Origin of the sequence: Nocardioides alpinus, assembly GCF_900112035.1 — a bacterium.
Lineage (GTDB): Bacteria > Actinomycetota > Actinomycetes > Propionibacteriales > Nocardioidaceae > Nocardioides > Nocardioides alpinus.
On the sequence record NZ_FOKC01000004.1, the window covers coordinates 142,903 to 168,088 of the forward strand.

Genomic DNA, 25,186 nt, shown 5'->3' on the forward strand with positions numbered 1-25,186 from the left:
CTCAGGGGTTCGTGACCTGGATGGTGACGCCGTCGCCGAGGTCGAGGACCGCGCCGGGGATCAGGCTGACGGCGATGCCGGGGGTGAGCTCCTCGGGGTCCAGGCCGGGCTGGGCCAGGACGGTGCCGTTGGTGGAGCCCAGGTCGGTCGCGATCGCCGAGCCGTGGTCGGCACCGGCGCCCGGTCGGATCTCGAGGTGCGTCGAGGAGATCTCCTGGTGGGGGCTGGACACCGTCACGACGTGGGGCTGGTCGTGGGAGGCGAAGCGGCGGGCCTCGGGGGCCCGGCCGACCAGGATCGTGCGGTCGACGGAGATCACGTCACCGGTGGAGAAGACCAGCGAGGCCACCGGCTGCGACACGACGTCGGGCGCGATCTCCTGGCCGGGGACGGGCGGCCGGTCGAAGTCCACCTGCGGCGGGCCCGCCATGGTCTGGCCGTCGCGGTCGGTCCAGTCGTCCTCGACGACCGGCGTCTCGCCGGTCGGGGTGGGGTCGTCCTCGGGCTCGCCGAAGGTCAGCGGTGCCGCGGAGGCCGGCACCTCGACCGGCACGGGTTCGGGCTCGGGGGTGGGGTCCGGCTCGGGGGTGGGTTCGGGCTCGGGGTCCGGGGTCGGCTCGGCGTCCGGGGTCGGCTCGGGCACGACGGCCAGGACCGGCTCCTCCGGCTCGGCCGGGGGCGCGGGGGCCTCCGGGACCTCGGCTGCGGGCGCTGCGCCGGCGCCGGACGGCGTACCGAACTCGACCACCGACACCCGCGACAGCCCGGGGGTCAGGACGTGCTCGACGGCGCTGTCGCCGGTCAGGGTGACGCGGATGCTGGAGACGCCGGTGAGGACCTGCTCGCTCCAGGCGGTGCCGGGCGCGGCGCTGACGATCTCGTCCCCGGCGGTCGTGGAGACGGACGCCGTCGGCGCACCGCGGACGAGCAGGCGCGTCGAGTCGTCGCTGTGGGCGACGAGCGCGAAGTGGTCGAGCGAGGACAGTCCCCCGGCGAGCAGGGCGTCCAGGACGGCGTCGGCAGTGGCACCGGTGTCGGCGAGGTCCCACAGCTCGGCCACGCGACCGCGCTGGCTGCCGGGCAGCAGGACCGTCACGTGGTCGCCCACGACGGCGTACCAGTCCCCCGGCGCGAACCTGGCCTCTGCACTCACTGTCGTCCCCCGAGCTTGGATTCGAGACTCTGCAGCTGGCGCTGCGAGTCGTAACTGGCGTCCTTGACCAATCCCACCACATCCACCACGACCGCCGTGGCGTTGTCGCGCCCCCCGGCCGCCACTGCCGCGCGGACCAGCCTGTCGGCCGCGTCACGCGGGTCAGGGACCGTCTCGAGGATGTCCTCGATCTCCTGGTCCTCGATCATCCCGGTGACGCCGTCGCTGCAGAGCAGCAGGCGCTCGACCGAGCCGAGGGGCAGCAGGAAGAAGTCGGGCTCGATGCCCTCGGGGCTGCCGAGCGCGCGGGTGATGACGTGCCGCTCCGGGTGGACGGCCGCCTCCTCGGGGGTGATCTGGCCGGCGTCGATCAGCTCCTGCACGACCGAGTGGTCGACGCTGATCTGCTCGAGCCGGCCCTCGGTGATGCGGTAGATGCGGGAGTCACCCACGTTGGCCAGCAGCCACTTGGTGACCCCGTGGTCGTCGACGAGCACCGCGACGACGGCCGTGGTGCCGGCGTGCCAGCCCGGCGAGAGCGCACGGTGGGCGTTGCCGTAGTCGACGATCCGGGCCTGCGCGCGGGCGAACGCGTCGGCGACGTGCTCGGCGCCGCGGGCCGGGTCGTAGACCTCGGCGAGGCGCTGGAACTCCTCGACGACCATCCGGCTGGCCACGTCGCCCCCGGAGTGGCCGCCCATGCCGTCGGCGACGACGAAGACCGGGGGCGCGACCAGGAAGGAGTCCTCGTTGACCTTGCGCACGAGGCCGACGTCGCTCGACGACCCGTGGTGCAGATCGACGTTCCTCATGCCCAGCCCTCTTCGCCCGGTGTCGAGATGTGGGGCGGCGGCGCCGACCCGGCGAGTAGCGTAAGAGGGATGTCCAGTCGTGGGCGGGCGACACCCGCACGAACACTTGCCGACCAGCTCAGGAGCTGGCCGGACGAGCGGCTCGTCGCGCTGCTCAGGGCCCGTCCGGATCTCGCCACACCCGCCCCTCAAGATTCGTCGCAGCTGGCCTCCCGGGCCGCCACGCGCTCGTCGATCCACCGCGCCCTCGACGGCCTCGACCGTCTGGAACTTTCCGTGCTTGATGCCCTGCTGGTTGCAGGTCAAACCACTTCTGCGGACCTGATCTCGATCGTCCACGCCGACGAGGCCCGGACGTCGCGCGCGCTGCAACGGTTGCTCGACCTCGCCCTCGCGTGGGAGGCCCCCGGCGGCATCCGCGCGCTGAGCGGCGTGGCCGACGCGATGCGGGGCCTGCCGGTCGGCACCAGCGGACTCCGGCCCTGCAGCCCCGAGCCCGCCGCCCCCGAGGAGGTGGCCGCCCGGCTCGCCGAGCTGGGCCCGGCGGCGACCGCACTGCTGCGCCACGTGGACGCCCACGGCGGGGAGGGCACCACCGGGTCCGCGCGCCGCACGGTCACGCCCGCCCAGGCCGCCACCCCCGCCGAGGAGCTGATCAGCCGCCGCCTGCTGGTGCCGCGTGAGGGCGACGCCGTCGTGCTGCCGGGCGAGGTGGGCCTCGCGCTGCGCGGCGGTCGCACGACCACCGATCCGGTCGACGAGGTCCCGGACCTGGCCACCACCGCACGCGACGCCGCACTGGTCGCCCGGACGGCGGCGGGCGCCGCCTTCGACGTCGTACGACGGGTGGAGCTGCTGCTGGACCACTGGGGCCTCCAACCGCCGAGCGTGCTCCGCAGCGGTGGGCTGGCCGTGCGCGACCTCAAGCTGGTGGCGCGCGAGCTGCACGTCGACGAGGCCGGGGCCGCCCTCATCGTCGAGGTGGCCCTGGCCTGCGGGTTGATCGCCGAGGGCACCGAGCCTGACGGGACGCCCGCCTGGTTGCCCACCGAGGAGTTCGACATCTGGTCGGGGACCCCGATCTCCGAGCGGTGGGCCCGCCTGGTCGGCGGATGGCTGTCCAGCAGCCGCGTGCCCTCGCTCGTGGGCTCACGTGACGCCGCCGGCAAGTCGTGGAACGCGCTGGCCCCCGAGCTCTCCAGCGGGCTCGCCGAGGAGGCGCGGCGGCTGGCCCTCCAGGTCCTGGCCGAGGTCCCGGACGGCAAGGTGCTCGCCGTCGGCACCGGCGTCGCCTCCCTGGTGCAGCGCATCGGTTGGCTGCGCCCGCGCCGCCCCACGGTCTTCGCCGAGCTCGTCTCGGCGGCGTTGGTCGAGGCTGCCGCCCTGGGTGTCAGCGGCGCCGGAGGCCTGCCGCCCAGTGGCCGGCTGGTGGCGGAGGGCGACCTCCCCGCCGCCGCCCGGGCCATCGAACCGCAGCTTCCGCGGGCGGTCGACCAGGTCCTGCTCCAGGCCGACCTCACCGCCGTGGCCCCTGGGCCGCTGGAGACCGAGGTGGCCCGCCGGATGCACCTGCTCGCCGACGTCGAGTCGCGCGGCGGTGCGACGGTCTACCGCTTCACGTCCGGATCCTTGCGCCGAGGCTTCGACGCCGGCTGGTCGGCCCTCGAGGTGCGCGAGTTCCTCACCTCCGTGTCGCAGACCCCGGTCCCCCAGCCGCTGGACTTCCTCGTCGACGACGTCGCCCGCACCTTCGGGTCGGTGCGGGTGGGGCACGCCGAGGCGTTCCTGCGCGCCGACGACGAGGCCGCGCTCGCTGCGCTCGTCCACGACCCGCGGGCGCGGACGCTGGGCCTGCGGCTGCTCGCCCCGACGGTCGCCATCGCGACCTCCCCGATCGACGTGCTGCTGCCGCGGCTGCGCGAGCTGGGCGCCGCGCCGGTGGTCGAGGCCGCGGACGGGACGGTCCGGGTGAGCCGGCCGGACCTCCAGCGGGCGCGCAGCCGGCGCGGACGTCGTCCCGCCGGCGCCGTCGAGGCGCGCCAGGCCGCTCAGGTGCAGGCGGTGGCCACGGCGATCCGCGCGGGCGACCGGGCCGAGTCCTCGCGGCCGTCGACCGCGACGACCACGAGCCCGTCCGGGGCACTGGCAGCACTGCGCGAGGCGATCGAGTCCGGCAGCACCGTGGTCATCGGCTACGTCGACAACCACGGTGCCACGGGCGAGCGCGTCGTCGACCCGCGACGCCTCGACGGTGGCCGGCTCTCGGCCTTCGACCACCGCGCGGACGACGTACGCGAGTTCGCGGTGCACCGCATCACCGGAGTCCGTCGGGCCTAGGCCCCACCCCACGACGTCCTTCTCGTCTGCTCCGCTCCTCCAACAACGCCGCGGGGACCCGGCGCTCCGATGCTCGACCCGTAAACTTGCGCTGTGGACTTCATCCGCTACGCCGAGCGTGCCGCGGCGCTCGTCAACGCCGAGCTCGCGGACGAGGCGGCGCTCCGCGAGCACCTGGCGGACCGGTCGTGGCTGCACCGCTCGGTGGACGAGGCCGACGTGACCTCGCTGCGGGCGTTCCAGGCCGAGCTGCGACCCGTGTTCGAGGCCTCCGGGGTGGACGACGTGTCCCTCGTCGTGAGCTCGCTCAACGACCTCCTCGCCACGCACCCGGTCACGCCGATGATCTCCGACCACGACCCCGACCACCTCCACATGCACGTCGCCAACCGGGCAGCGTCCGTGTCGGAGCTGTTGGTCGGTGAGTCGCTGATGGGGCTGGCCACGCTGGTGTGCGACCTCGGGGCGACCCGGCTCGGCATCTGCTCGGAGCCGCGCTGCGAGCACGTCTTCGTCGACACCTCCCCCAACCAGTCGCGCCGCTACTGCTCCGACCGCTGCTCCTCGCGGGCCAACGTCGCCGCCTTCCGGGCCCGGCAGCGGGCAGCGTCCGCCAGCTGAGCCGTACGCCGCGGGCACCGCGTGCGTCCGTCCGTAGACTCGTCAGGTGCTGATCACCCCACGAGATCGCTCGCTGCGCTCGCGATCCTCCAAGGACCCCGCATGAGCGACGGTCCACTCATCGTCCAGTCCGACAAGACGCTGCTCCTCGAGGTCGACCACCCGTCGGCACCGGAGGCGCGCAAGGCGATCGCGCCCTTCGCCGAGCTCGAGCGATCGCCCGAGCACATCCACACCTACCGCCTGACGCCGCTCGGCCTCTGGAACGCCCGCGCCGCCGGCCACGACGCCGAGCAGGTCGTCGACGCGCTGCTGAAGTGGTCGCGCTACGCCGTCCCGCACGCGCTGCTGGTCGACGTCGCCGAGACCATGGGCCGCTACGGCCGGCTCCGGCTGGAGAAGCACCCGGTCCACGGCCTGGTCCTGTCCTCGACCGACCGCCCGGTGCTCGAGGAGGTGCTGCGCGCCAAGAAGATCGCCGGCATGGTCGGCGCCCGGCTCGACGACGACACCGTCGCCGTCCACCCGAGCGAGCGGGGCAACCTCAAGCAGGCGCTGCTCAAGATCGGCTGGCCCGCCGAGGACTTCGCCGGCTACGTCGACGGCGAGGCGCACGCCATCGACCTCGACCAGTCGACCTGGACGCTGCGGCCCTACCAGAGCGAGGCCGCCCAGTCCTTCTGGGACGGCGGCTCCGGCGTCGTCGTCCTCCCCTGCGGCGCGGGCAAGACCCTGGTCGGCGCGGCCGCGATGGCGCACGCGCAGGCCACCACGCTGATCCTGGTCACCAACACGGTCAGCGCGCGCCAGTGGAAGGACGAGCTGATCGCCCGCACGTCACTGACCGCGGACGAGATCGGGGAGTACTCCGGCGCCGTCAAGGAGGTGCGCCCGGTCACCATCGCGACCTACCAGGTGCTGACGACCCGGCGGAAGGGCGTCTACCCGCACCTCGAGCTGCTCGACGCCCGCGACTGGGGCCTCATCGTCTACGACGAGGTGCACCTGCTGCCCGCCCCGATCTTCCGGATGACCGCCGACCTGCAGGCACGGCGTCGCCTCGGCCTCACCGCCACGCTGGTGCGCGAGGACGGTCGCGAGGGCGAGGTCTTCTCGCTCATCGGGCCCAAGCGCTACGACGCGCCGTGGAAGGACATCGAGGCGCAGGGCTACATCGCACCGGCCGACTGCGTGGAGGTGCGGGTCACCCTGCCCGACGGCGAGCGGCTGGCCTACGCCACGAGCGACCCCGACACCCGCTACCGCCTCGCCTCGTGCACCCACGCCAAGATCGACGTCGTACGAGATCTCGTGCGGCAGCACGCCGGGCAGCCCACGCTGGTGATCGGGCAGTACATCGACCAGCTCGACGAGATCGCCGCCATGCTCGACGCCCCGGTCATCAAGGGCGAGACGCCGGTCAAGGAACGGCAGCGGCTCTTCAACGCCTTCCGCTCCGGCGAGATCGGCCTGCTGGTCGTCAGCAAGGTCGCCAACTTCTCCATCGACCTGCCCTCGGCCGAGGTGGCCATCCAGGTGAGCGGGTCGTTCGGCTCGCGCCAGGAGGAGGCCCAACGCCTCGGCCGGCTGCTGCGCCCCAAGACCGAGGGACGCAGCGCGCACTTCTACACGATCGTCTCGCGCGACACCGTGGACGCCGACTTCGCGCAGAACCGGCAGCGGTTCCTCGCCGAGCAGGGCTACGCCTACCGGATCATCGACGCCGGGGACCTCACGGCCGAGCCGAGCTGAACGACCGGTCGACAGTGGCGCCCGGGGACGGCAGGTCCCCGGGCGCCACTGTCGTGCTCAGGCGAGGGTGCTGGCGTCGATGACGAAGCGGTAGCGCACGTCCGAGGCGAGCACGCGCTCGTAGGCCTCGTTGACCTGGTCGACCGGGATCACCTCGACCTCGGAGGCGATGCCGTGCTCGGCGCAGAAGTCGAGCATCTCCTGGGTCTGCGCGATCCCGCCGATCATCGAGCCCGAGAAGGAGCGTCGGTTGGTCAGCAGCGAGAAGACGTTGACGTCGAGCGGCTCAGCGGGCGCGCCGACGTTGACCATGGCGCCGTTGACGGCCAGCAGCCCGAGGTGGGCGCTGATGTCGATCTTCGCGCTGACCGTGTTGATGATCAGGTCGAAGGTGTCGGCGAGCGCCTCGAAGGTCTCCGGGTCGCTGGTCGCGTAGTAGTGGTCGGCGCCGAGGCGCAGGCCGTCCTCCATCTTCTTCAGCGACTGAGACAGCACGGTGACCTCGGCCCCCATGGCGTGGGCGATCTTGACCGCCATGTGGCCGAGGCCGCCGAGACCGACGACGGCCACCTTCTTGCCGGGACCGGCCTGCCAGTGCTTGAGGGGCGAGTACGTCGTGATGCCCGCACACAGCAGCGGCGTGGCGGCCGCGGCGTCGAGGCTCTCGGGGACCGACAGGACGTAGTCGGCGTCGACGACGACGTGCGTCGAGTAGCCACCCTGCGTCGTCGTGCCGTCGCGGTCGGTGGCGGCGTACGTCCCGACCATGCCCTGGCGGCAGTACTGCTCGTCGCCGGCGCGGCAGTTGTCGCACTCGCCGCACGAGTTGACCATGCACCCGACGCCGACGCGGTCGCCCACCGCGTGGCGGGTCACGTCGGACCCGACCTCGGTGACGGTGCCGACGATCTCGTGCCCGGGGACGAGCGGGAACGGCTGGGGGCCCCAGTCCCCGTTGACGGTGTGGATGTCGGAGTGGCAGATGCCGGCGTACTCGATGGCGATCAGTACGTCGCCCGCGCCGACGTCGCGGCGCTCGATGGTGGTCGGGGCCAGGGGCTGGCCGGAAGCGGGTGCTGCATAGGCGTTGACGCGCATGCTGAAGTCCTTCGTCTCGGGGTGGCGGTGCTCCGGGTCCCGAGGTCGGGTCCCGGTGGGTGGCGACTAGGCGCCGGTGGCCTGTCGGAGCTCGTCCGCGAGCTCGAGCGCCTGCGCCGAGATCTGCTCGGCGTGGGCGTTGTCACCGACGCGGACGGCCTGCCAGTAGGCGATCTTGAGGGCGACGTAGCGCTGGCGCAGGACCAGGGCCTCGGCCTCGGCCGCCAGGCGCTGCTGCTGCTCCTCGAGCAGCCGCTGCTGGTCGGCTGCCGCGTCTGCGCCCAGCCGGTTGTTGGCCATGTAGCGACGCATGTCGCTGACCGACATCCCGGTCGCGGCGAGGCACGACACCCACATCAGCTGGTCGAGGTCGCCCTCGTCGTACACCCGGTGCCCGCTGCTGGCCCCACGGCTGACCGGCGCGATGACGCCGATCTGCTCGTAGTAGCGCAGCGTGCTGGCGGGCAGCCCGGTCAGGGCGGCCGCCTCCTTGATGGAGTAGCTGCGGGCACTGGCGTGGATGGTCACGTCATCGACGGTAGGAACTTCGAGTACTCGAAGTCAAAGACCGGCGGGGTGACGTGGCTCTCGTCCGTGGACCCCTTGGCTAATCTCGGGAGCGTGACCCTCCGCGAGCGCCTCGGCGCCGAGCTGTTCCGCAAGGTGGCAGGCCCCAACGGCGACCAAGCGCGCGAGCGCGTGCACGGCACGCCCGGACCGCGGTGGTTCGCTCCCGACTCCCCCATCGCCCGCGTCCACGGCGACGCCTCCATGTTCATCGGCGGGATCCGCGCCATCATGCTGCAGTCGCTCCACCCCGCGGCGATGCAGGGGGTGGCCGACCACTCCGGCTACCAGGGCGACATGTGGGGCCGGCTCGCACAGGTCTCCACCTACCTCGCGATGACGACCTTCGGCACCGAGCGCGACGCCCTGCAGATCATCCGCGCGGTCCAGCGCGCCCACGAGTCCGTCACCGGCACGATGCCCGACGGCACGCCGTACGCCGCCAACGACCCGCACCTGCTTGCGTGGGTGCACGTCGCGGAGATCGACAGCTTCCTCACCGCCCACGACCGCTACGGTCAGCGCCGGCTCGTAGGACCCGAGCGCGACGAGTACGTCGCCCAGACCGGCGTCGCGGCCGGCCACCTCGGCGTCGTCGACCCGCCCCAGACCGAGGACGAGCTGCGCCGGATGCTCGCGGCCTACGGCCCCGAGCTGCGCGGCACGCCGGCGGCACACGACGCCATCCGCTTCCTCCTGCTGCATCCCGACCTGCCACTGGCGGCCCGCCCCGGCTACCTGTCGCTGGCCGCGGCCGCGATCGGGCTGCTGCCGACCGAGGCGCGCCGCGAGCTGCGCCTGCCCCCGGTGCCCCCGGTGACCAACCGCGTGCTCGGCACGCTCGGCACCCGCACGATCCGCTGGGCGATGTCGACCGGGCACGAGCAGGCCCGGACGCTCCAGCGGGAGACCGCGCAGGCATGAGCCTCACCGACCGCTGGCCGCTGGCCGACCAGCACGACCTGCGCGACGAGCTGCTCGCCGCGTGGGACCGGCCGGGCTACCACGACCGGCTCCACCTCACGGAGGTGCTCGACCGGCTCGACCTGATCGCGGGGGCCGGCGCGGACATCGACCCCACGACCGTCGGCCTCGCTGCGTGGTTCCACGACGCGGTCTACGACGGTGGCGACGACGACGAGGAACGCTCCGCCCAGTGGGCCGAGCGCGCCCTGCCGCCCGCGTACGCCGACGAGGTGGCGCGCCTGGTGCGGATAACCGTCCACCACCGGCCCGCCGACGACGACCCTGCCGGGTGCGCCCTGAGCGACGCCGACCTGGCGATCCTGGCGGCACCGAGGGAGCGCTACGACGTCTACGTCGCCGGCGTGCGCGCCGACTTCGCCGACGTGGCCGAGGCGGACTTCCGGGCCGGGCGGGCCGCGGTGCTGCAGGACCTGGCGTCGAAGCCGTACCTCTTCCACACGCCGCAGGCGCGTGGGCTCTGGGAGTCCGCGGCGCGCGCCAACCTCGCGAGGGAGATCAGCGAGCTGACGTGAGGCTCAGCGGTCGGCGAGCTGGAGGTAGACGGTGAAGCGGTCGTGGCGGTAGCACGTGCGTGACACCTCGACGATCCGACCGTCGGACACCGCACGACGCGAGTGGCGCAGCACCGGGTCGCCCTCGGCGATCTCGAGCACCGTCGCCTCCTCCGCGCTGGCGCGGTCGGCACTGATGGAGTCCTCGACCTCGGTCGGCCTGAGGCCGCGGGCGGCAAGCGCTTCGTACAGGCTGGTGGGCGTGCCGTGCTGGAGGAAGCCCGGCAGCAGGACCTCGTTGAGGTAGGCGTCCTCGACGCAGACGATCCCCTGGTCGGCGCGACGGAGCCGACGCCAGTGCAGGACGGGGTCGCCCGGCGAGATGTCGAGCGCACGGGCCACGCCGGGACCGGCCTGCTCGACACGGGCGAGCAGGGTCTGCGACTCGGGGAGCATGCCGCGGCGGCGGATCTCCTCGGTGAAGGAGGTGAGACGGCCGGCGTTCTTGGGCGGCTGCGCGACGAAGGTGCCCCGCCCGGGGATCCGCTCGAGCAACCCCTCCGCGACGAGCGCGTCGAGCGCCTGTCGTACAGTCATCCGCGCCACGCCGAAGCGGGCCACGAGCTCACGCTCGGAAGGTGCCGCGGAGCCCGGCGGCTGCGCCTCGATGAGGCTGCGGACGTGCTCGCGGACCTGGACATGCTTCAGCGCCCGCTGGCGGGGCACGACGAGATCGACCTGGTCCATACCTTTCAAGATAGGACTGGGCTGGACCGCCGTCTAGAAATTGACAAAGCCTGTGGTAAAGCCTTGACGGTACCTTCGATTTCAGGCCCTCGAACATGCGTTCGACACATCGGGTATGCTCGTGCGGTGGACTTCCAGACGTCCCTGTTCGCCGACGCCACCGCCCACTCCGCGGCGGTGCTCGCCCCTGAACGTCGCCACCTCTCCCGGGGCGCGTGGGTCGACGTGCAACGCGACTGGCTGACCGATCCCGATGACGTCTTCACCGCGCTCGTCGAGCGGGTGCCGTGGCGCTCGGAGCGACGCGAGATGTACGACGCCGTGGTCGAAGTCCCGCGACTCGTCCACACCTACCTGGCCGAGGATCCGCTGCCGCACCCCGCCCTCGCCCGGGCCCGTACGGACCTGAGCGAGCACTACCTCCCCGAGCTCGGGGAGCCGTTCGTGAGCGCCGGGTGCTGCTACTACCGCGACGGCCGCGACTCCGTCGCCTGGCACGGCGACACGATCGGTCGCGGCCGCACCGCCGACACCATGGTGGCGATCGTCAGCGTCGGTGACCCGCGACGGTTGCTGCTCCGGCCCAGAGGCGGGGGCACCTCGGTCGCCGTGACCATGGGCCACGGCGACCTGGTGGTGATGGGGGGCACGTGCCAGCGCACCTGGGAGCACGCGGTGCCGAAGGTGGCCCACTCCGGCCCGCGCCTGTCGGTGCAGTTCCGCCCGCTCAACGTCTTCTGAGCGGGCGGAGTCAGGACCGTCGCTGGACCAGGCGCCGCAGGATCGCCAGGCCGACGAGTGCCGCGAGGGCCTGCTTCCAGTAGGACTTCAGGATGATCGGCAGCACGGCGCTGCCGAGGTCGAGCGCCTCGACCGGCTGCGGTGCCGGCGGCGGCTTCGGCGGGGTGGGCCTGGGCGGAGGCGTCGCGGACAGCGGCGTGGTGGACGACGGAGCCGCCGACTCCGTCACCCCAGCCGCTGCGGCCACCGGCGCTGCCGGCTCCGGCGCTGCGGGCTCCGGCTCCGGAGCCGCCAGCCGTTGCTCGAGGCACGCCACGAACTGGCCGAGCAGCTTGTCCGAGACGTCCTGCATCACGCCGCGGCCGAACTGCGCCGGCTTGCCCGTGATCGCGAGGTCGGTCTCCACCGAGACGTCGGTGGCGCCGCCGTTGTCGGCCATCGAGACCGTGACCTTCGCCCCCGCCGTACCGTTGCCGCGCTTGTCCTTGCCCTTCGCGTCGACGACGAAGCGGTGCGCCACCTCGTCCTTCTCCACGAAGGTCCCCGAGCCGTTGTACTGCAGGGCGATCGGGCCCAGCTTGACCTTCACCGAGCCCGCGAAGGACGACTCGTCCGCCTCGGTGACCTGGGCTCCGGGGAAGCACTCGGCCACGGACGCGATGTCGTTGAAGTGGGCCCAGGTCTCCTCGACGCCGATGGGGACGGTGAACTGGTGGCTCAGCTCCACTACTGCGCCCCCGCGGCCTTCAGGACTGCGCGACCGGTGAGCACGCGGGCCAGGTGCTGGCGGTACTCGGCAGCACCGTTGAGGTCGGAGGGCGGGTTGGTGCCCTCGGCCGCGAGCTCGGACGCCTCGCGTACGCCGTCCTCGGTCGCGCTCGCTCCCGCGAGGGCGGCCTCGGTGGCGCGCGCCCTCAACGGGGTGGAGCCCATGTTGGTGAGTCCCACGCGCGCCTCGTCGATCGAGCCCTTCACGGTCGCAGCGACGGCCACGATCGGCCACTGGTGCGCGACGCGCACGAACTTCTCGTAGTGGGCGCCCCAACCGGTGTGCTTCGGCACCCGCACCTCGGTGAGGATCTCGTCCTCGCCGATGGCGGTCTCGAACAGGTCGACGAAGAAGTCGTCGGCCTCGACCGTGCGCGTGCCGCCGGGTCCGGCGATCACGAACTGGGCGCCCAGCGCCAGCGCCGGAGCACCGAGGTCGCCCGCCGGGTCGGCGTGGGCGAGGGCGCCGCCGAAGGTGCCGCGGTGCCGGATCTGCGAGTCGGCCACCTCGGCAGCCGCCTTGGCGAGCAGCAGTGCGTGCTCGTGGACGAGCGCATGGTCACGGACGTCGTGGTGCGTGGTCATCGCGCCGATGACGATGGCGTCGCCGTCGTCACGGATCCCACGCAGCGAGCTGATGCCGCCGAGGTCGATGACGACCTCGGGGGCGTTGAGCCGCATCCGGAGGACGGGGAGCAGGCTCTGCCCCCCGGCCAGGATCTTGGCCTCGTCACCGTGCTCGCCGAGAGCGGCCAGCGCCTCCTCGACCGAGGTCGGTGCGAGGTAGTCGAACTTCACCGGGATCACTGGCCTGCTCCTTCGTCCTGGTTGAGGGCGCCGTCCTTGAAGTGGGGCATCGCGTCCGGAGGTGTCTCGGTCGCACCGCCCGCCTTCGAGCCCTGGATCGCCCGCCACACGCGCTCGGGCGTGCACGGCATCTGGATGTCGTTGATGCCGAGGTGGCGGATCGCGTCGACGACGGCGTTGACGACCGCGGGCGTGGACGCGATGGTGCCGGCCTCGCCGACGCCCTTCGTGCCGAGCGTGTTGGTCGTGCAGACGCTCGGGTCGTCGGTGTGGACGACGTCGAAGGAGATCGTGTCGGCCGACGTCGGCAGGAGGTAGTCGACGAACGATCCGCTGACCAGAGTGCCGGCCTCGTCGTGCACCGCCTCCTCCCAGAGCGCCTGGGCGATCCCCTGCACCAGGCCGCCGTGGACCTGGCCGGCGACGATCAACGGGTTGATGATGACGCCGATGTCGTCGCAGCAGGTGTACTTGCGCATCTTCACCGCGCCGGTCTCGGTGTCGACCTCCATGGCGCACAGGTGCGTGCCGTGGGGGTAGTTGAAGTTCACCGGGTCGTACGTCGCCTCGGCGTCGAGGCTCGGCTCCATGTCCTCGGGGTAGTTGTGCGCCGCGAAGGCCGCCGTCGAGAGCTCCTGGATCGCGATCCCCTGGTCGGTGCCGGCGACGGTGAACCTCCCGTCGTTGTACTCGAGGTCGTCCTCGCTGGCCTCCAGCAGGTGGGCCGCGAGGTGCTTGGCCTTGTCGATGACCTTGTCGACCGCGCGGACGAGCGCCTCGCCGCCGACCACCAGTGAGCGCGAGCCGTAGGTGTCGAGGCCCTTGTGCGCGATCTGGGTGTCGCCGTGCAGCACCTCGACGTCCTCGAACGGGACGCCCAGCCGGTCGGCGACGATCTGGCTGAACGCCGTCTCGTGGCCCTGGCCGTGCGCGCTCGCGCCGGTGACGATCTCGACCTTGCCGGTCGCCAGCATCCGCACGCTCGCGTGCTCCCAGCCGCCGGCGCCGTAGTCGAGGCTGCCGAGCACGCGGCTCGGCGCGAGTCCGCACATCTCGGTGAAGGTGGAGACGCCGATGCCCAGCTGGACCCGGTCACCGCGGTCGCGGCGCTCCTTCTGCTCGGCGCGCAGGGCGTCGTACCCGAAGGACTCCTTGGCCAGCCTGGTCGCGGCCTCGTAGTTGCCGGTGTCGTACTCCAGACCGGCGATGGTCGTGAAGGGGAACTCCTCGTGCTTGATCCAGTTGCGCTCGCGGATCTCGAGGGGGTCCACCCCGACCTCGGCGGCCAGCTCGTCCATCAGCCGCTCGATGGCGTACGTCGCCTCCGGGCGCCCGGCGCCACGGTAGGCGTCGGTGAAGGTCGTGTTGGTCAGGACCGTCTGGCACTCGAAGCGGTAGGACGGGAACTTGTAGATGGCGTTGAACATGAAGGCACCCAGCACCGGGACACCACCGCCGACGACGGCGATGTAGGCGCCCAGGTCGGCATCGAGGTGCACCTTGAGACCGGTGACCTTGCCGTCCTTGTCGGCCGCGAGGGTGAGCGTCTGGACCTGGTCGCGGCCGTGGTGGGCCGCCATCAGGCTCTCGCTGCGGGTCTCGGTGTACTTCACCGGCTTGGAGAGACGACGGGCCACGGCCCAGGCGATCCACTCCTCGGGCGTGGTCTGCAGCTTGCCTCCGAAACCACCACCGACGTCGGGGGCGATCACCCGGATCTTCGACTCGGGTACGCCGGTGGTGGCCGCCAGGGCGAACCGGAGGATGTGCGGGATCTGGGTCGCCGACCACATGGTGATCTGCTCGCCCGTCGGGTCGACGACGACGCTGCGGGGTTCCATGAACGCCGGGATCAAGCGCTGCTGGCGGTACTCACGCTCGATGAGGATGCCGTCCGCGCGGGCCGTCTCGATGGCGGCGTCCACCTCGGAGCCGGTGCCTGCCTCGGCCGAGTCGAAGACCCACAGGGCCGACTTGTTGGTGCCGAGGTCGGGGTGGGCGAGGACCTGGTCCTCGAGCGCCTTCTTGATGCCGATCACGGCCGGCAGCTCGTCGTACTCGACGTCGACCAGCTCGGCAGCGTCGCGCGCCTCGGCGGCGCTGCGCGCCACCACCACGGCGACGATCTCGCCGGCGAAGGCGACGCGGTCGGCGGGCATCGGCGAGTGGGTCGGGGTCTTCTGGTCCGGGGTGATGGGCCAGGCGTTGATGCACACGCCGAGCTCGGCGCCGAAGTCCTTGCCCGAGAGCACCGCGACCACGTTGGGCGAGGCCTTGGCGGCCTCGGTGTCGACCGAGGTGATGCTCGCGTGGGCGAAGGGGCTGCGCACCATCGCCATGTGCAGCATCCCCGGCAGGGTGATGTTGTCGGTCCAGCGGGTGCGACCGGTGATGAGGCGCTGGTCCTCCTTGCGGCGGCGGTCCTTGCCGATCTCGGCGGCGGGACGGTCCTGGGTCGCAGTCATGCCTTGGCTCCTTCGGCGGCGTGGAGCACGCTCTTGACGATGTTGTGGTAGCCGGTGCAGCGGCAGAGGTTGCCCTCCATGCCGAGCCGCACCTCCTCCTCGGTCGGGTCGGGGTTCTCGCCCAGCAGGTCGACGGCCTGCATGATCATCCCGGGGGTGCAGAAGCCGCACTGGAGGCCGTGGCACTCACGGAAGGACTCCTGGACCGGGTGGAGCTCGCCCTCGGCGGTGTCGGCGAGGCCCTCGATGGTCGTGACAGTGCGGCCGTTGGCCTGCACGGCGAGCACGTTGCACGACTTCACGCTCGTGCCGTCGAGGTGCACGGTGCAGGCGCCGCAGTTCGACGTGTCGCACCCGATCACGGTGCCGGTCTTGCCGAGCTTCTCGCGCAGGTACTGCACCAGCAGCATGCGGGGCTCGACGTCATCGGAGACCGCAGCCCCGTCGACGGTGAGTTCGATCTTCGTCATCAGGCAGCTCCATGTGTGAGGTGGGTCACTCCACCTCAGAACGTAGGCCGCGCTGGTTGGCCAACGGTTGGGGGCGGGCAGACCGCGAGCGAGGAACGAGCTCGCGGTCTCGGCCGTCCCGGTCGAGCAAGCGGCGCGGGTGAGCTCGCGAACCCGCGGCGGCGCGTCGAGACCCACCTCCAGCAGACGTCGTACGACGCGTCGAGGGGACGCGGCGGGCGAGCCTGCGAGCCCGGTGCAGCGCGTCGAGACCCACCTCCAGCAGACGTCCTACGACGCGTCGAGGGGCCGCGGCCGTGCGACCCGCCACCCCCTTCAGCCCCGCGAGCACCAGAGGTGGGCCGAGTTGTGCGCGGTTGGGCCGTTGCAACGGCCGACCCGCGCGGGAGTCACCGCTCAAGCGGTGACTCCTGCAACAGCCTCAGCGCGCCGAGGCCAGCTTCCCCTTCAGCAACGGAGCGACCGGGTGGTGGACCGGGAGGGAGGCGAGGCACGCCTCGACCACCGCGGTGTCGTAGGGGGCGAGGTCGCTGTAGCGCAGCACCGCGTCGGGGTCGGGATGGGCCAGGAGGGCCTCGCGCACGCTCACCGCGAGGTAGTCGCCCATCTGCACGAGCGCGGGCGAGTCGGTGCCGGGCAGCAGGTCGCCGCCGTAGGCGCGTACGGCCGCGCGGACGTCGCCGCGGCGCAGGAGCCGCTGGACCTCCTCGATGTCGGTGGCCACCGGCATGGTCAGCCGGTAGGGGCGCGAGGAGAGCTGGCCCGACAGCGCCGCGCGCAGGTGCGAGACCTCGGCCTTGAGGGTCGACGTGGTGACCGCGGAGTCGCCGTAGAGCAGCGAGTGCAGGTGCTCGACCGACAGCCCGCCCGGGTGCAGCGCGAGGAGGGCGAGGATCTCGGTCTGGCGCCGGTTGAGCAGCAGCCGCTGCCCGTCGAGCCAGACCTCGGCGGTGCCGAGCAGGGTGAGCGTCAGCCCCGGCTCGTCGGGGCCGACCGTCCCGGCCGTCGTCGTACGACGATCGGTGGGCAGCGCGGCCTCGATGAGCCTCGCCATCACGCGTGCGGTCGCGAGGCCGATGGGGTGGGTGCGGTCCCACGTGGTCGACAGGTCGATGACCCCCAGGGGCCGGCCGGTGGCCGGGTCGAAGACGGGTGCGGCCCAGCAGACCCAGTTGTGGACGACCTCGGCGTAGTGCTCGGCACTGAAGACCATCGACGGGGTGCCGGTCCGCCCGGCGATCGCGAGGGCATTGGTGCCGACGCTGAGCTCGTCCCACCGTCCACCCGGCACGAAGTTGACGGTCTCGGCCTTGCGCCGCATCGCCCGGCCGCCGTAGGTCCACAGGATCCTGGTCTGCTCATCGGTGATCGCGATGACCAGGTCGCCGTCCTCGGCCGTGCGGCGCAGCTCGTCCTGCACCCGCGAGACGGCGGTCTGCAGCGGCGACTGGCTCCAGAACTCGGCGGTGTCACCCTCGTCGGCGAGCGGGGCGTGGGTGACGGCGGGCGAGACGACGCCCGAGAGCTGCCAGCTGCGGAGGATCTCCGGGCGGACCGCGGACTCCTCCTCCGCGCCCTCGGCCACGAACTGCGTCCAGGCACGCACGGCGCTCACGCGGCGTGCGTGCAGGTCATCGTTGTTCATTCGCGGCTCCCACGGGGTCGCGGCAAACCTAGCCCGAGTGTGACGCTCGCAACAGGGACCGCTCGGTTCCGGGCGTCATCGTGGCCGGGGGGACCGGAGCCGGTGCGGGTCAGCGCCGGCGCGTGAAGGTGGCGACGATGCCGGGGTGGTCGGTGACCAGGCGGCGGTAGGACTCGTAGGAGTCGATGCCGAAGGCCGAGTCGCGCTCGCCCATCACGTAGTCGATCCCCGACCCGCCCTTGCGACCGGTGTAGTTGGTCTCCAGCTGCAGGGGCCCGGTGATCCGACCCTTCACGAGGGCGTCGGTGGTGTCCCGGTTCTCCGTCACGTTGCAGTCGCACATCGCGACGAACTGATGGCTCGGGCGCGCGTCCTGCGCGAGGAACCGGATCCTCGCAGCCATCCGCCACATCGCCTCGACGCCGGCGCGGTTGGCGTAGTTCGGACCGCCCGTGCGTCGGTTGTGGAGGTGGTTGGGCAGGTGGAAGCTCACGGCGCGGATGACGTGGCCGTTGACGCGGTGCCGGAGCACGGCCACCACGCCGTACTGGTCGTGCGCGGTCTGCCCGGTCTGGCGCCGCCAGGTCCTGCCGGTCAGGAGGGCCGACCAGGTCTTCTCCAGCTCCCAGACGTCCTTGTCGAAGGCGATCGGGTTGTCGTCGGTGCCGGTGGGGCCGCTGGGCATGAGGAGCGTCCACGACTTCGGCAGGCTCGCGCGCAGCGCCGGGCGACTGAAGAGCCGCTCCTGGAACCCGACGACCGAGGCGCCGCCCCCGATGACCTGCCGGATGTCATGACGCATGCCCGGGACCCGCATCCCCTTGCGCAGGTTGAGCGTCGCCACGCTGAAGCGGCCGCCCGGGACCGACGCAGCGGACCCTGACCGTGCCTCTTCGCGGGCCTGCGAGGGCGACCCGACCAGCGTCGTGCCGGCCGCCAGCAGGACCACCGAGAGGACCAGGGCGGACAGGCGGGCGAGGGCGCGGTGGAACGGGGTGACCGAAAGCATTCGAAAGACCATAGGTGAGGTGCTCCCACCCCGCCAATCGACGGCGTGCCGCCGCCCCACCCGGCTCAGTCGTCGTGGTGGATCCGGCCCTCGGTCGACGCGAGGCGCTCCCCCGTCCCACCCCACTGCCGCGCCACGATCTCGGCAGCGATCGACACGGCGGTCTCCTCGGGGGTGCGGGCACCGAGGTCGAGGCCGATCGGCGAGGAGAGCAGCGCGATCTCGTCGGCGCTGAGACCGGCCTCGACGAGCCGCTCCATCCGCTCCTCGTGCGTGCGGCGCGAGCCCATCGCGCCGATGTAGCCCGGGCGTACGTCGTCCTCGAGCCGCAGCGCGACCTCGAGCAGCGGTACGTCGAACTTCGGGTCGTGCGTCAGCACGGCCAGCACCGTGCGCCGGTCGATGCGGCCGGCCTCGAGCTCCGCGCCGAGGTAGCGGTGCGGCCAGTCGACGACCACCTCGTCGGCTCCCGGGAAGCGCGAGGTGGTGGCGAACACCGGGCGGGCGTCGCACACCGTCACGTGGTAGCCGAGGAACGAGCCGACCTTGGCCACCGCGGCCGCGAAGTCGATGGCGCCGAAGACCAGCATCCGTGGCTTGGGGGCGAAGCCCCACACGAAGACACGCATCCCCTCGCCCCGGCGCTCGCCGTCGGGGCCGTACGTCAGCGTGGCGTTGCTGCCGGCGGCGAGCAGGCCCAGCGCGTCGTCGTGGACGGCACCGTCGGCCCGCGGCGAGCCGAGGCTGCCGTCGGCTGCGACGTCCGGGCGGACGACCATGCGCCGGCCGACCCACGCGGGGTCGGGGTGCTCGATGACGGTGGCGAGGGCGACCGGGCGGCCGGCCTCGATGTCGGCGGCGACCTCGCCCAGCTGCGGGAAGGTGGTGCGGGAGACCTGTTCCACGAAGACGTCGAGGATGCCGCCGCAGGTCAGGCCGACGGCGAAGGCGTCGTCGTCGGAGACGCCGTACCTCTCGAGCACCGGCTCGCCCGACACGACGACTCCCTGCGCGAGCTCGTAGACCGCCCCCTCGACGCAACCGCCCGAGACCGATCCCACCGCCGTCTCGTCTGGTCCGACCAGCATCGAGGCGCCGGCCGGCCGTGGCGCGGACCGGAAGGTGGCCACCACCGTCCCCACGCCGATCGTCTCGCCGGCCTCCCACCACTGCATCAGCTCGGGCAGCACGTCACGCACGCGCGATCACCTCCGTGAGGTCGGCGAAGGTCGCCAGCGAGTGGCCGGCGAGGAAGTCGTCGCAGTGGGGCAGGGCGGCGACGACCCCGCCCTGGAGGGGCTCGTAGCCCTCCTTGCCGCGGTGCGGGTTGACCCAGATGACACGGTGGGCGACCCGCTTCAGCCGGGCCATCTGCTCCCCGAGCAGCACGGCGTCGCCGCGCTCCCAACCGTCGCTGAAGACCACCACGACGGCGCCGCGCGCCAGACCGCGCTGGCCCCACCGGTCCATGAAGACCCGCAGGTTCTCCCCCAGCCGCGTGCCGCCCGACCAGTCCGGCACGACCTCGCCGGCGGCGACGATCGCGCGGTCGGCGTCCGGGGATCGCAGGGCGCGGGTGACGTGGGTCAACCGCGTGCCGACCGTGAAGGTCTCCACCGTGCCGCCCGTGGTCCGCACGCTCTGGGTGAGGCGGTGCGCCAGGCGCAGCAACGCATCGGCGTAGAGGCTCATCGAGCCGCTCACGTCGACCAGCAGCACCACCCGCCGCGGGCGGGTGCCGCGGCGCCGCCAGGCGATCTCGCCGGGCTCGCCGAGGTGGCGCAGGGAGTTGCGCAGCGTGCGGGAGGCGTCCACCTGGCCGCGGTGCCACCTCCGGTGCCGGGCCGTACGCCGACTCGGCGGGCGCAGCGAGAGCCGGGCGAACATCGCGTCGAGGCGCCGCTTCTCGGCGTTGTCGAGCGTGGCGACGTCGCGGTGGCGCAGGACCTCGGCGGCCGACGCGGCAGCGCGGATCACGTCCTCCTCGTCGTCGCCGCCGTCCCCGCCGCTGCTCTCGGCGTCCGGCAGGAGGTGGGCCGTGGAGGGGCGCGAGCGCTCCCGAGGCTTGGAGAGGGGCAGCCCGTCGCGGTGGTCGAACCAGTTGGCGAACACCTGGTCGTAGCGGGCCAGGTCGTCGGGCGATCCGCAGAGCGTGGCCCGACCGGCCCAGTAGGTCGCCTGGCGGTCGTCGGCGCCCACCTCCGCGACTGCGGTCAGGAAGCCCTGCGAGCGGTCCTGGGTGACAGCCACCCCGGACGAGCGCAGGGCGCGGGCGAAGCCGAGCAGGATCTCGTCGGCGGCGTGCTCGGTGGGGTTCACTTGGCGAGCATCCGGTCGAGCGCCGCCTTCACCTTGTCGGCGTCCTCGCGATACTTCAGCAGCGCCCCGAGGGTCGCCGCGGCCGACGCCAGGTCGAGCTCGGCAGTGCCGAGGTAGGTCAGCGCACGCGCCCAGTCGAGGGTCTCGGCGACACCGGGCGGCTTGAGCAGGTCGTCGCGCGTGCGCAGCTGCTGCACCAGGCCCACCACCTGCCGGGCCAGCGCCTCGCTGACCTCGGGGGCGCGCGAGCGGACGATCTCGACCTCGCGCTCGAGGCCGGGGTGGTCGATCCAGTGGTAGAGGCAGCGACGCTTGAGCGCGTCGTGCAGCTCGCGGGTGCGGTTGGAGGTGAGCACCACCAGCGGCGGCTCGGTCGCGGTGACGGTGCCGAACTCGGGGATGGTGACCTGCCAGGTCGACAGCACCTCCAGCAGGAACGCCTCGAACTCGTCGTCGGCGCGGTCCACCTCGTCGATCAGCAGCACCGCCGGCGCCTGCCGCAGCGCGGCGAGCACCGGTCGCGACAGCAGGAACCGCTCGTCGTACAGGCTCTTCTCGGCCTCGTCGGAGTCCACGTCCCCGGAGGCCTCGAGGGCCCTCAGGTGCAGGATCTGGCGGGGGAAGTCCCAGTCGTAGAGCGCCTGGCTGGCGTCGATCCCCTCGTAGCACTGCAGCCGCACGAGCGGCAGCTCGAGGCTCTGGGCGAGGGCATCGGCCAGGGCGGTCTTGCCGGTGCCCGGCTCCCCCTCCAGGAGCAGCGGCCGCTGCATCCGCGAGGCGAGGAACACGACCGTGGCGAGATCCTCGTCAGCGAGGTAGCCGGTCGCGCCCAGACGGGCGGAGACGTCGGCAACGGAGTCCATGCCGTCAGGCTACGACCCGGCACGTTGGCCGGACGTTGGACGGGCACCGCAGCGGTTAGCGCGCGTCCACGTCGGCACCGGTGGCGATGTCGCCGCACTCGACGAGCGTGACCTCGTGGGCGGCGAGGTAGTCACGCGCGCCGCGGTCGCCGGTCGCGACCTCGATGACGCCTGCCCAGTGGTCCCGGCCGATCAGCACCGGGTGCCCCGGCACGCCGTCGTACGACGACCGGGCGAGGACGTCGGGTCCCGACGAGGCGGCGACGAGCCGGGCCACGACCGCCGCGTCGACGTCGGGGAGGTCGACCAGGGAGACGATCGCGGCACCGTGGGAGGTCGATCCCAGCGCGGAGAGGCTGGCGCGCAAGGAGGCGCCCATCCCCTCGGCCCAGTCGTCCGCGCGGACCCGCGAGACCGACATCGGCAGCAGTGCCGCCGCCTGCTCGGCCTCGGCGCCCAGCACCACGACGATCTCCGCGCACGGGCTCAGCGCCTGCACCGAGCGCAGCAGCCACGACGTGCCGTCGGCGTCGCGCGCCAGCGCCTTGGGGCCGCCGAAGCGCCGCCCCGCCCCCGCGGCGAGGAGCACGCCGACGACCGAGGTCACTGGGCGAAGGCCTCGTCGTAGAGCGCCCGGAGCTCGGGAGTCTCCTCCGCGGTGAAGCCGCAGAGCGTGACGCGGTCGTCGGTGGCGCTGACCAGATAGGTCGTGCCCTCCTGGAAGTCGACCGCCATCAGGAGGTCCTGGAGGTCCTGGCTGGGCGACTCGACCGTGACCGTCGCGGCCTCGTCGCCGGCGTACCAGTCGTCCACCGACAAGGTGGCGGTGCCGCCGTCGAGCGAGGTCACCGTGCCGGCGAAGGCGGTGTCGAAGGAGGCCAGGGTCTCGGCACTGGGCACCGCGCACTTGCCGGCCATCGAGCCGTCTGCGGTGAGGGCGAGCGTGCTGTCCGCGGCAGCGGACGTGGGCGTCTCGCTCGCGGAGTCAGTGCCGGCGTCGGTGCCGGTGTCGGTGCCGGTGTCGGTGTCCTGCGCGCCACACGCGCTCAGGCCGAGGGCCAGGACTGCCACCAGGGCCGGCAGCAGTTGCGTCGTACGGAGTCGGCTCATGACGACCATCCCTTCGTCTGGCGGGCAGAACTCCCTGCCCCCTCACCTGATCGGACGGACCGTGCTCCCGCGTGGTTCCGCCGGGCCATCACCGGGTCGCCGCCTCGGTGCGGTCCTCGCCCTCCTCCTCGTCGATGCGTCGCTTGATCCGGCGAATCCCGGGGACCTTGGCGAGCATGTCGTTGAGCTCCCGGGTGACGGTGAGCATGTCGTGGATGTCGGGGGCCACCGAGCCGAGCGTGGCGAGGACCGGCATCACGTCGCTCTCCATCCGCGCGGTCAGCTCGGGCAGGTGGTCGATCAGCCCCACGAGCGCCTTCACCTCGTCGGGGTGCGTGGTCTCGGCGAGGGTCTCGAGGGTCGGCTGCAGGATCGTCAGGGACGGCACCATCGCGTCCAGCAGCTCGGTGACCCGTGCCACCTGCACGTCGGCACCATCGACCACCGCCGCCACGCGCTGCACCTCCAGGGTGGCCGCGTCGACGACGGCTCCGACACGTGCGACTTCCGCCTCCGCACTGTCCACGACCAGCGCGACCCGGTCCACAGCGCTCGACGCACGCTCGACGAGCCCCTCGGCGACGTCGAGGAGTGCCAGCACCCGGGGGACGGCACCGATCAGTGCCTCGATCTGGTCACCGCCCCGCTCGATGGCGGCAAGGACGTCACGGGGTCCGGGGACGGGGAGGCGCATGGGGCATTCCTACCAGCGGCACCCATCTGCCCCGGACGCAGCGATGCCCCGGTCCGAGGACCGGGGCATCGCTGGTGTGTCTTGTGGACTGATCAGAAGTCCATGCCGCCCATGCCGCCCATGCCGCCGTCGCCGCCACCCATGGCCGGAGCCTTCTCGGGCTTGTCAGCGATGACAGCCTCCGTGGTGAGGAACAGTGCAGCGATCGACGCAGCGTTCTGCAGCGCCGAGCGGGTGACCTTGGCCGGGTCGATGATGCCTTCGGCGATCATGTCGACGTAGTCACCGGTCGCGGCGTTGAGGCCGTGACCCGCAGGCAGGTTGCGCACCTTCTCGGACACGACGCCACCCTCGAGACCGGCGTTGATCGCGATCTGCTTGAGCGGGGCCTCGATCGCCACGCGGACGATGTTGGCGCCCGTGGCCTGGTCGCCGGTCAGGTCCAGCTTGGCGAACGCCTCGGTGCCGGCCTGGACGAGCGCCACGCCGCCTCCGGCGACGATGCCCTCCTCGACGGCAGCCTTCGCGTTGCGTACGGCGTCCTCGATGCGGTGCTTGCGCTCCTTGAGCTCGACCTCGGTGGCCGCGCCGACCTTGATGACGGCCACGCCGCCGGCGAGCTTGGCGAGACGCTCCTGGAGCTTCTCGCGGTCGTAGTCGGAGTCCGACTTCTCGATCTCGGCGCGGATCTGGTTGACCCGGCCCTCGATCTGGGCCTGGTCGCCGGCACCCTCGACGATGGTGGTCTCGTCCTTGGTGATGACGACCTTGCGGGCCTGGCCGAGCAGCTCCAGACCGGCGGTCTCGAGCTTGAGGCCGACCTCCTCGGAGATGACCTGGCCACCGGTCAGGATCGCGATGTCCTGCAGCATGGCCTTGCGGCGGTCACCGAAGCCCGGCGCCTTGACGGCGACGGAGCGGAAGGTGCCCTTGATCTTGTTGACGACCAGGGTCGACAGCGCCTCGCCGTCGACGTCCTCGGCGATGATCAGCAGCGGCTTGCCGGACTGCATGACCTTCTCGAGGAGCGGCAGCAGGTCCTTGACCGTCGACACCTTGGAGTTGGCGATGAGGACGTAGGGGTCCTCCAGCACGGCCTCCATGCGCTCGAGGTCGGTGGCGAAGTAGGCCGAGATGTAGCCCTTGTCGAACCGCATGCCCTCGGTCAGCTCGAGGTCCAGCCCGAAGGTGTTGGACTCCTCGACGGTGATGACGCCTTCCTTGCCGACCTTGTCCATCGCCTCGGCGATGATCTCGCCGACGGTGGTGTCAGCGGCGGAGATCGACGCGGTCGAGGCGATCTGCTCCTTGGTCTCGACGTCCTTCGCCATGGCGAGCAGCTGCTCGGACACGGCGGAGACGGCGGCCTCGATGCCTCGCTTGAGGTCCATCGGGTTGGCGCCGGCAGCGACGTTGCGCAGACCCTCGCGCACCATGGCCTGAGCCAGGACGGTGGCCGTCGTCGTGCCGTCACCGGCGACGTCGTCGGTCTTCTTGGCGACCTCCTTGACCAGCTCGGCGCCGATCTTCTCGTAGGGGTCCTCCAGCTCGATCTCCTTGGCGATCGAGACGCCGTCGTTGGTGATCGTGGGGGCTCCCCACTTCTTCTCCAGGACGACGTTGCGGCCCTTGGGGCCGAGGGTGACCTTGACCGCGTCGGCAAGGGTGTTCATCCCTCGCTCGAGGCCGCGGCGGGCCTCCTCGTTGAAAGCAATCAGCTTGGCCATATC

At 72.1% G+C, this 25,186-nt stretch carries 24 protein-coding genes; 6 read left to right on the top strand and 18 right to left on the bottom strand.

Features of this window, described 5'->3' with window-relative positions; genetic code table 11:
* Position 1: 1 nt before the first annotated feature.
* Together BM127_RS10525 and BM127_RS10530 are read right to left on the bottom strand one after the other, a co-directional pair.
* Entirely contained in the window at positions 2-1,153 is a 1,152-nt protein-coding gene (locus BM127_RS10525; RefSeq protein WP_091198375.1) for an FHA domain-containing protein, read from the bottom strand.
* Positions 1,150-1,965, bottom strand: coding sequence for a PP2C family protein-serine/threonine phosphatase (locus BM127_RS10530; RefSeq protein ID WP_091198377.1), 816 nt, complete (start codon positions 1,963-1,965; stop codon positions 1,150-1,152). Before BM127_RS10530 ends, BM127_RS10525 begins: the two co-directional genes overlap by 4 nt.
* A 69-nt stretch (positions 1,966-2,034) precedes the next feature.
* Here BM127_RS10530 and BM127_RS10535 point away from each other — a divergent pair, with 69 nt between their 5' ends.
* The 3 genes from BM127_RS10535 to BM127_RS10545 all read left to right on the top strand — a co-directional run bounded on the left by BM127_RS10535 (position 2,035) and on the right by BM127_RS10545 (position 6,675).
* Positions 2,035-4,302, top strand: a complete 2,268-nt coding sequence (locus BM127_RS10535; RefSeq protein WP_091198379.1) for a helicase C-terminal domain-containing protein — start codon at positions 2,035-2,037, stop codon at positions 4,300-4,302.
* Between the two features lie 93 nt (positions 4,303-4,395).
* Positions 4,396-4,923 (top strand): CGNR zinc finger domain-containing protein, encoded by a 528-nt coding sequence (locus BM127_RS10540; RefSeq protein WP_091198382.1) that lies wholly within the window; start codon positions 4,396-4,398, stop codon positions 4,921-4,923.
* 102 nt (positions 4,924-5,025) lie between these two features.
* Positions 5,026-6,675 (top strand): DNA repair helicase XPB, encoded by a 1,650-nt coding sequence (locus tag BM127_RS10545; protein ID WP_091198385.1) that lies wholly within the window; start codon positions 5,026-5,028, stop codon positions 6,673-6,675.
* 57 nt (positions 6,676-6,732) lie between these two features.
* On the opposite strand, the gene BM127_RS10550 is transcribed toward BM127_RS10545, so the two are convergent.
* Both BM127_RS10550 and BM127_RS10555 read right to left on the bottom strand, forming a co-directional pair.
* The gene (locus BM127_RS10550; protein ID WP_091198388.1) at positions 6,733-7,773 is read right to left on the bottom strand and encodes an NAD(P)-dependent alcohol dehydrogenase; all 1,041 of its coding nucleotides are present in this window, start codon (positions 7,771-7,773) and stop codon (positions 6,733-6,735) included.
* Between the two features lie 66 nt (positions 7,774-7,839).
* Positions 7,840-8,301 (bottom strand): MerR family transcriptional regulator, encoded by a 462-nt coding sequence (locus tag BM127_RS10555; RefSeq protein ID WP_091198391.1) that lies wholly within the window; start codon positions 8,299-8,301, stop codon positions 7,840-7,842.
* A gap of 93 nt (positions 8,302-8,394) precedes the next feature.
* Here BM127_RS10555 and BM127_RS10560 point away from each other — a divergent pair, with 93 nt between their 5' ends.
* Both BM127_RS10560 and BM127_RS10565 read left to right on the top strand, forming a co-directional pair.
* On the top strand, positions 8,395-9,264 hold the full coding sequence (locus tag BM127_RS10560; RefSeq protein ID WP_198554238.1) for an oxygenase MpaB family protein: 870 nt from the start codon (positions 8,395-8,397) through the stop codon (positions 9,262-9,264).
* A complete protein-coding gene (locus BM127_RS10565; protein ID WP_091198393.1) occupies positions 9,261-9,839 on the top strand; it encodes an HD domain-containing protein in 579 nt (192 codons plus the stop codon). Before BM127_RS10560 ends, BM127_RS10565 begins: the two co-directional genes overlap by 4 nt.
* 3 nt (positions 9,840-9,842) lie before the next feature.
* On the opposite strand, the gene BM127_RS10570 is transcribed toward BM127_RS10565, so the two are convergent.
* The gene (locus BM127_RS10570; RefSeq protein ID WP_091198396.1) at positions 9,843-10,565 is read right to left on the bottom strand and encodes a GntR family transcriptional regulator; all 723 of its coding nucleotides are present in this window, start codon (positions 10,563-10,565) and stop codon (positions 9,843-9,845) included.
* A gap of 126 nt (positions 10,566-10,691) precedes the next feature.
* Here BM127_RS10570 and BM127_RS10575 point away from each other — a divergent pair, with 126 nt between their 5' ends.
* Complete coding sequence (locus BM127_RS10575) at positions 10,692-11,306, top strand: alpha-ketoglutarate-dependent dioxygenase AlkB (RefSeq protein ID WP_372476582.1); 615 nt, start codon at positions 10,692-10,694, stop codon at positions 11,304-11,306.
* Between the two features lie 10 nt (positions 11,307-11,316).
* Here the strand turns inward: BM127_RS10575 and BM127_RS10580 are convergent, their stop codons facing one another.
* The 13 genes from BM127_RS10580 to groL all read right to left on the bottom strand — a co-directional run bounded on the left by BM127_RS10580 (position 11,317) and on the right by groL (position 25,183).
* Positions 11,317-12,033, bottom strand: a complete 717-nt coding sequence (locus tag BM127_RS10580; RefSeq protein ID WP_091198402.1) for an SRPBCC family protein — start codon at positions 12,031-12,033, stop codon at positions 11,317-11,319.
* Complete coding sequence (locus BM127_RS10585) at positions 12,033-12,881, bottom strand: FAD binding domain-containing protein (protein WP_091198405.1); 849 nt, start codon at positions 12,879-12,881, stop codon at positions 12,033-12,035. The genes BM127_RS10580 and BM127_RS10585 overlap by 1 nt, the downstream gene beginning before the upstream one ends.
* Positions 12,878-15,346, bottom strand: coding sequence for a xanthine dehydrogenase family protein molybdopterin-binding subunit (locus tag BM127_RS10590; RefSeq protein ID WP_091198407.1), 2,469 nt, complete (start codon positions 15,344-15,346; stop codon positions 12,878-12,880). The genes BM127_RS10585 and BM127_RS10590 overlap by 4 nt, the downstream gene beginning before the upstream one ends.
* The gene (locus BM127_RS10595; protein ID WP_091198410.1) at positions 15,343-15,816 is read right to left on the bottom strand and encodes a (2Fe-2S)-binding protein; all 474 of its coding nucleotides are present in this window, start codon (positions 15,814-15,816) and stop codon (positions 15,343-15,345) included. The genes BM127_RS10590 and BM127_RS10595 overlap by 4 nt, the downstream gene beginning before the upstream one ends.
* Before the next feature lie 421 nt (positions 15,817-16,237).
* Positions 16,238-17,461 carry a GAF domain-containing protein gene (locus BM127_RS10600; RefSeq protein WP_091198412.1) on the bottom strand — a complete coding sequence of 408 codons (1,224 nt, stop codon included), beginning with the start codon at positions 17,459-17,461 and terminating at the stop codon, positions 16,238-16,240.
* Between the two features lie 109 nt (positions 17,462-17,570).
* Positions 17,571-18,470 (bottom strand): exonuclease/endonuclease/phosphatase family protein, encoded by a 900-nt coding sequence (locus BM127_RS10605; protein WP_091198413.1) that lies wholly within the window; start codon positions 18,468-18,470, stop codon positions 17,571-17,573.
* Between the two features lie 65 nt (positions 18,471-18,535).
* Complete coding sequence (locus BM127_RS10610) at positions 18,536-19,669, bottom strand: XdhC family protein (protein ID WP_175507372.1); 1,134 nt, start codon at positions 19,667-19,669, stop codon at positions 18,536-18,538.
* Entirely contained in the window at positions 19,662-20,789 is a 1,128-nt protein-coding gene (locus BM127_RS10615) for a vWA domain-containing protein (protein ID WP_091198415.1), read from the bottom strand. The genes BM127_RS10610 and BM127_RS10615 overlap by 8 nt, the downstream gene beginning before the upstream one ends.
* A complete protein-coding gene (locus BM127_RS10620; protein WP_091198416.1) occupies positions 20,786-21,652 on the bottom strand; it encodes an AAA family ATPase in 867 nt (288 codons plus the stop codon). Before BM127_RS10620 ends, BM127_RS10615 begins: the two co-directional genes overlap by 4 nt.
* Positions 21,653-21,707: 55 nt before the next feature.
* Entirely contained in the window at positions 21,708-22,259 is a 552-nt protein-coding gene (locus BM127_RS10625) for a nucleotidyltransferase family protein (RefSeq protein ID WP_091198418.1), read from the bottom strand.
* A complete protein-coding gene (locus BM127_RS10630) occupies positions 22,256-22,762 on the bottom strand; it encodes a hypothetical protein (protein WP_139227711.1) in 507 nt (168 codons plus the stop codon). The genes BM127_RS10625 and BM127_RS10630 overlap by 4 nt, the downstream gene beginning before the upstream one ends.
* 88 nt (positions 22,763-22,850) lie before the next feature.
* Complete coding sequence (locus tag BM127_RS10635) at positions 22,851-23,456, bottom strand: hypothetical protein (RefSeq protein ID WP_091198421.1); 606 nt, start codon at positions 23,454-23,456, stop codon at positions 22,851-22,853.
* Positions 23,457-23,548: 92 nt separating this feature from the next.
* The gene (groL, locus tag BM127_RS10640; protein WP_091198423.1) at positions 23,549-25,183 is read right to left on the bottom strand and encodes a chaperonin GroEL; all 1,635 of its coding nucleotides are present in this window, start codon (positions 25,181-25,183) and stop codon (positions 23,549-23,551) included.
* Positions 25,184-25,186 lie beyond the last annotated feature (3 nt).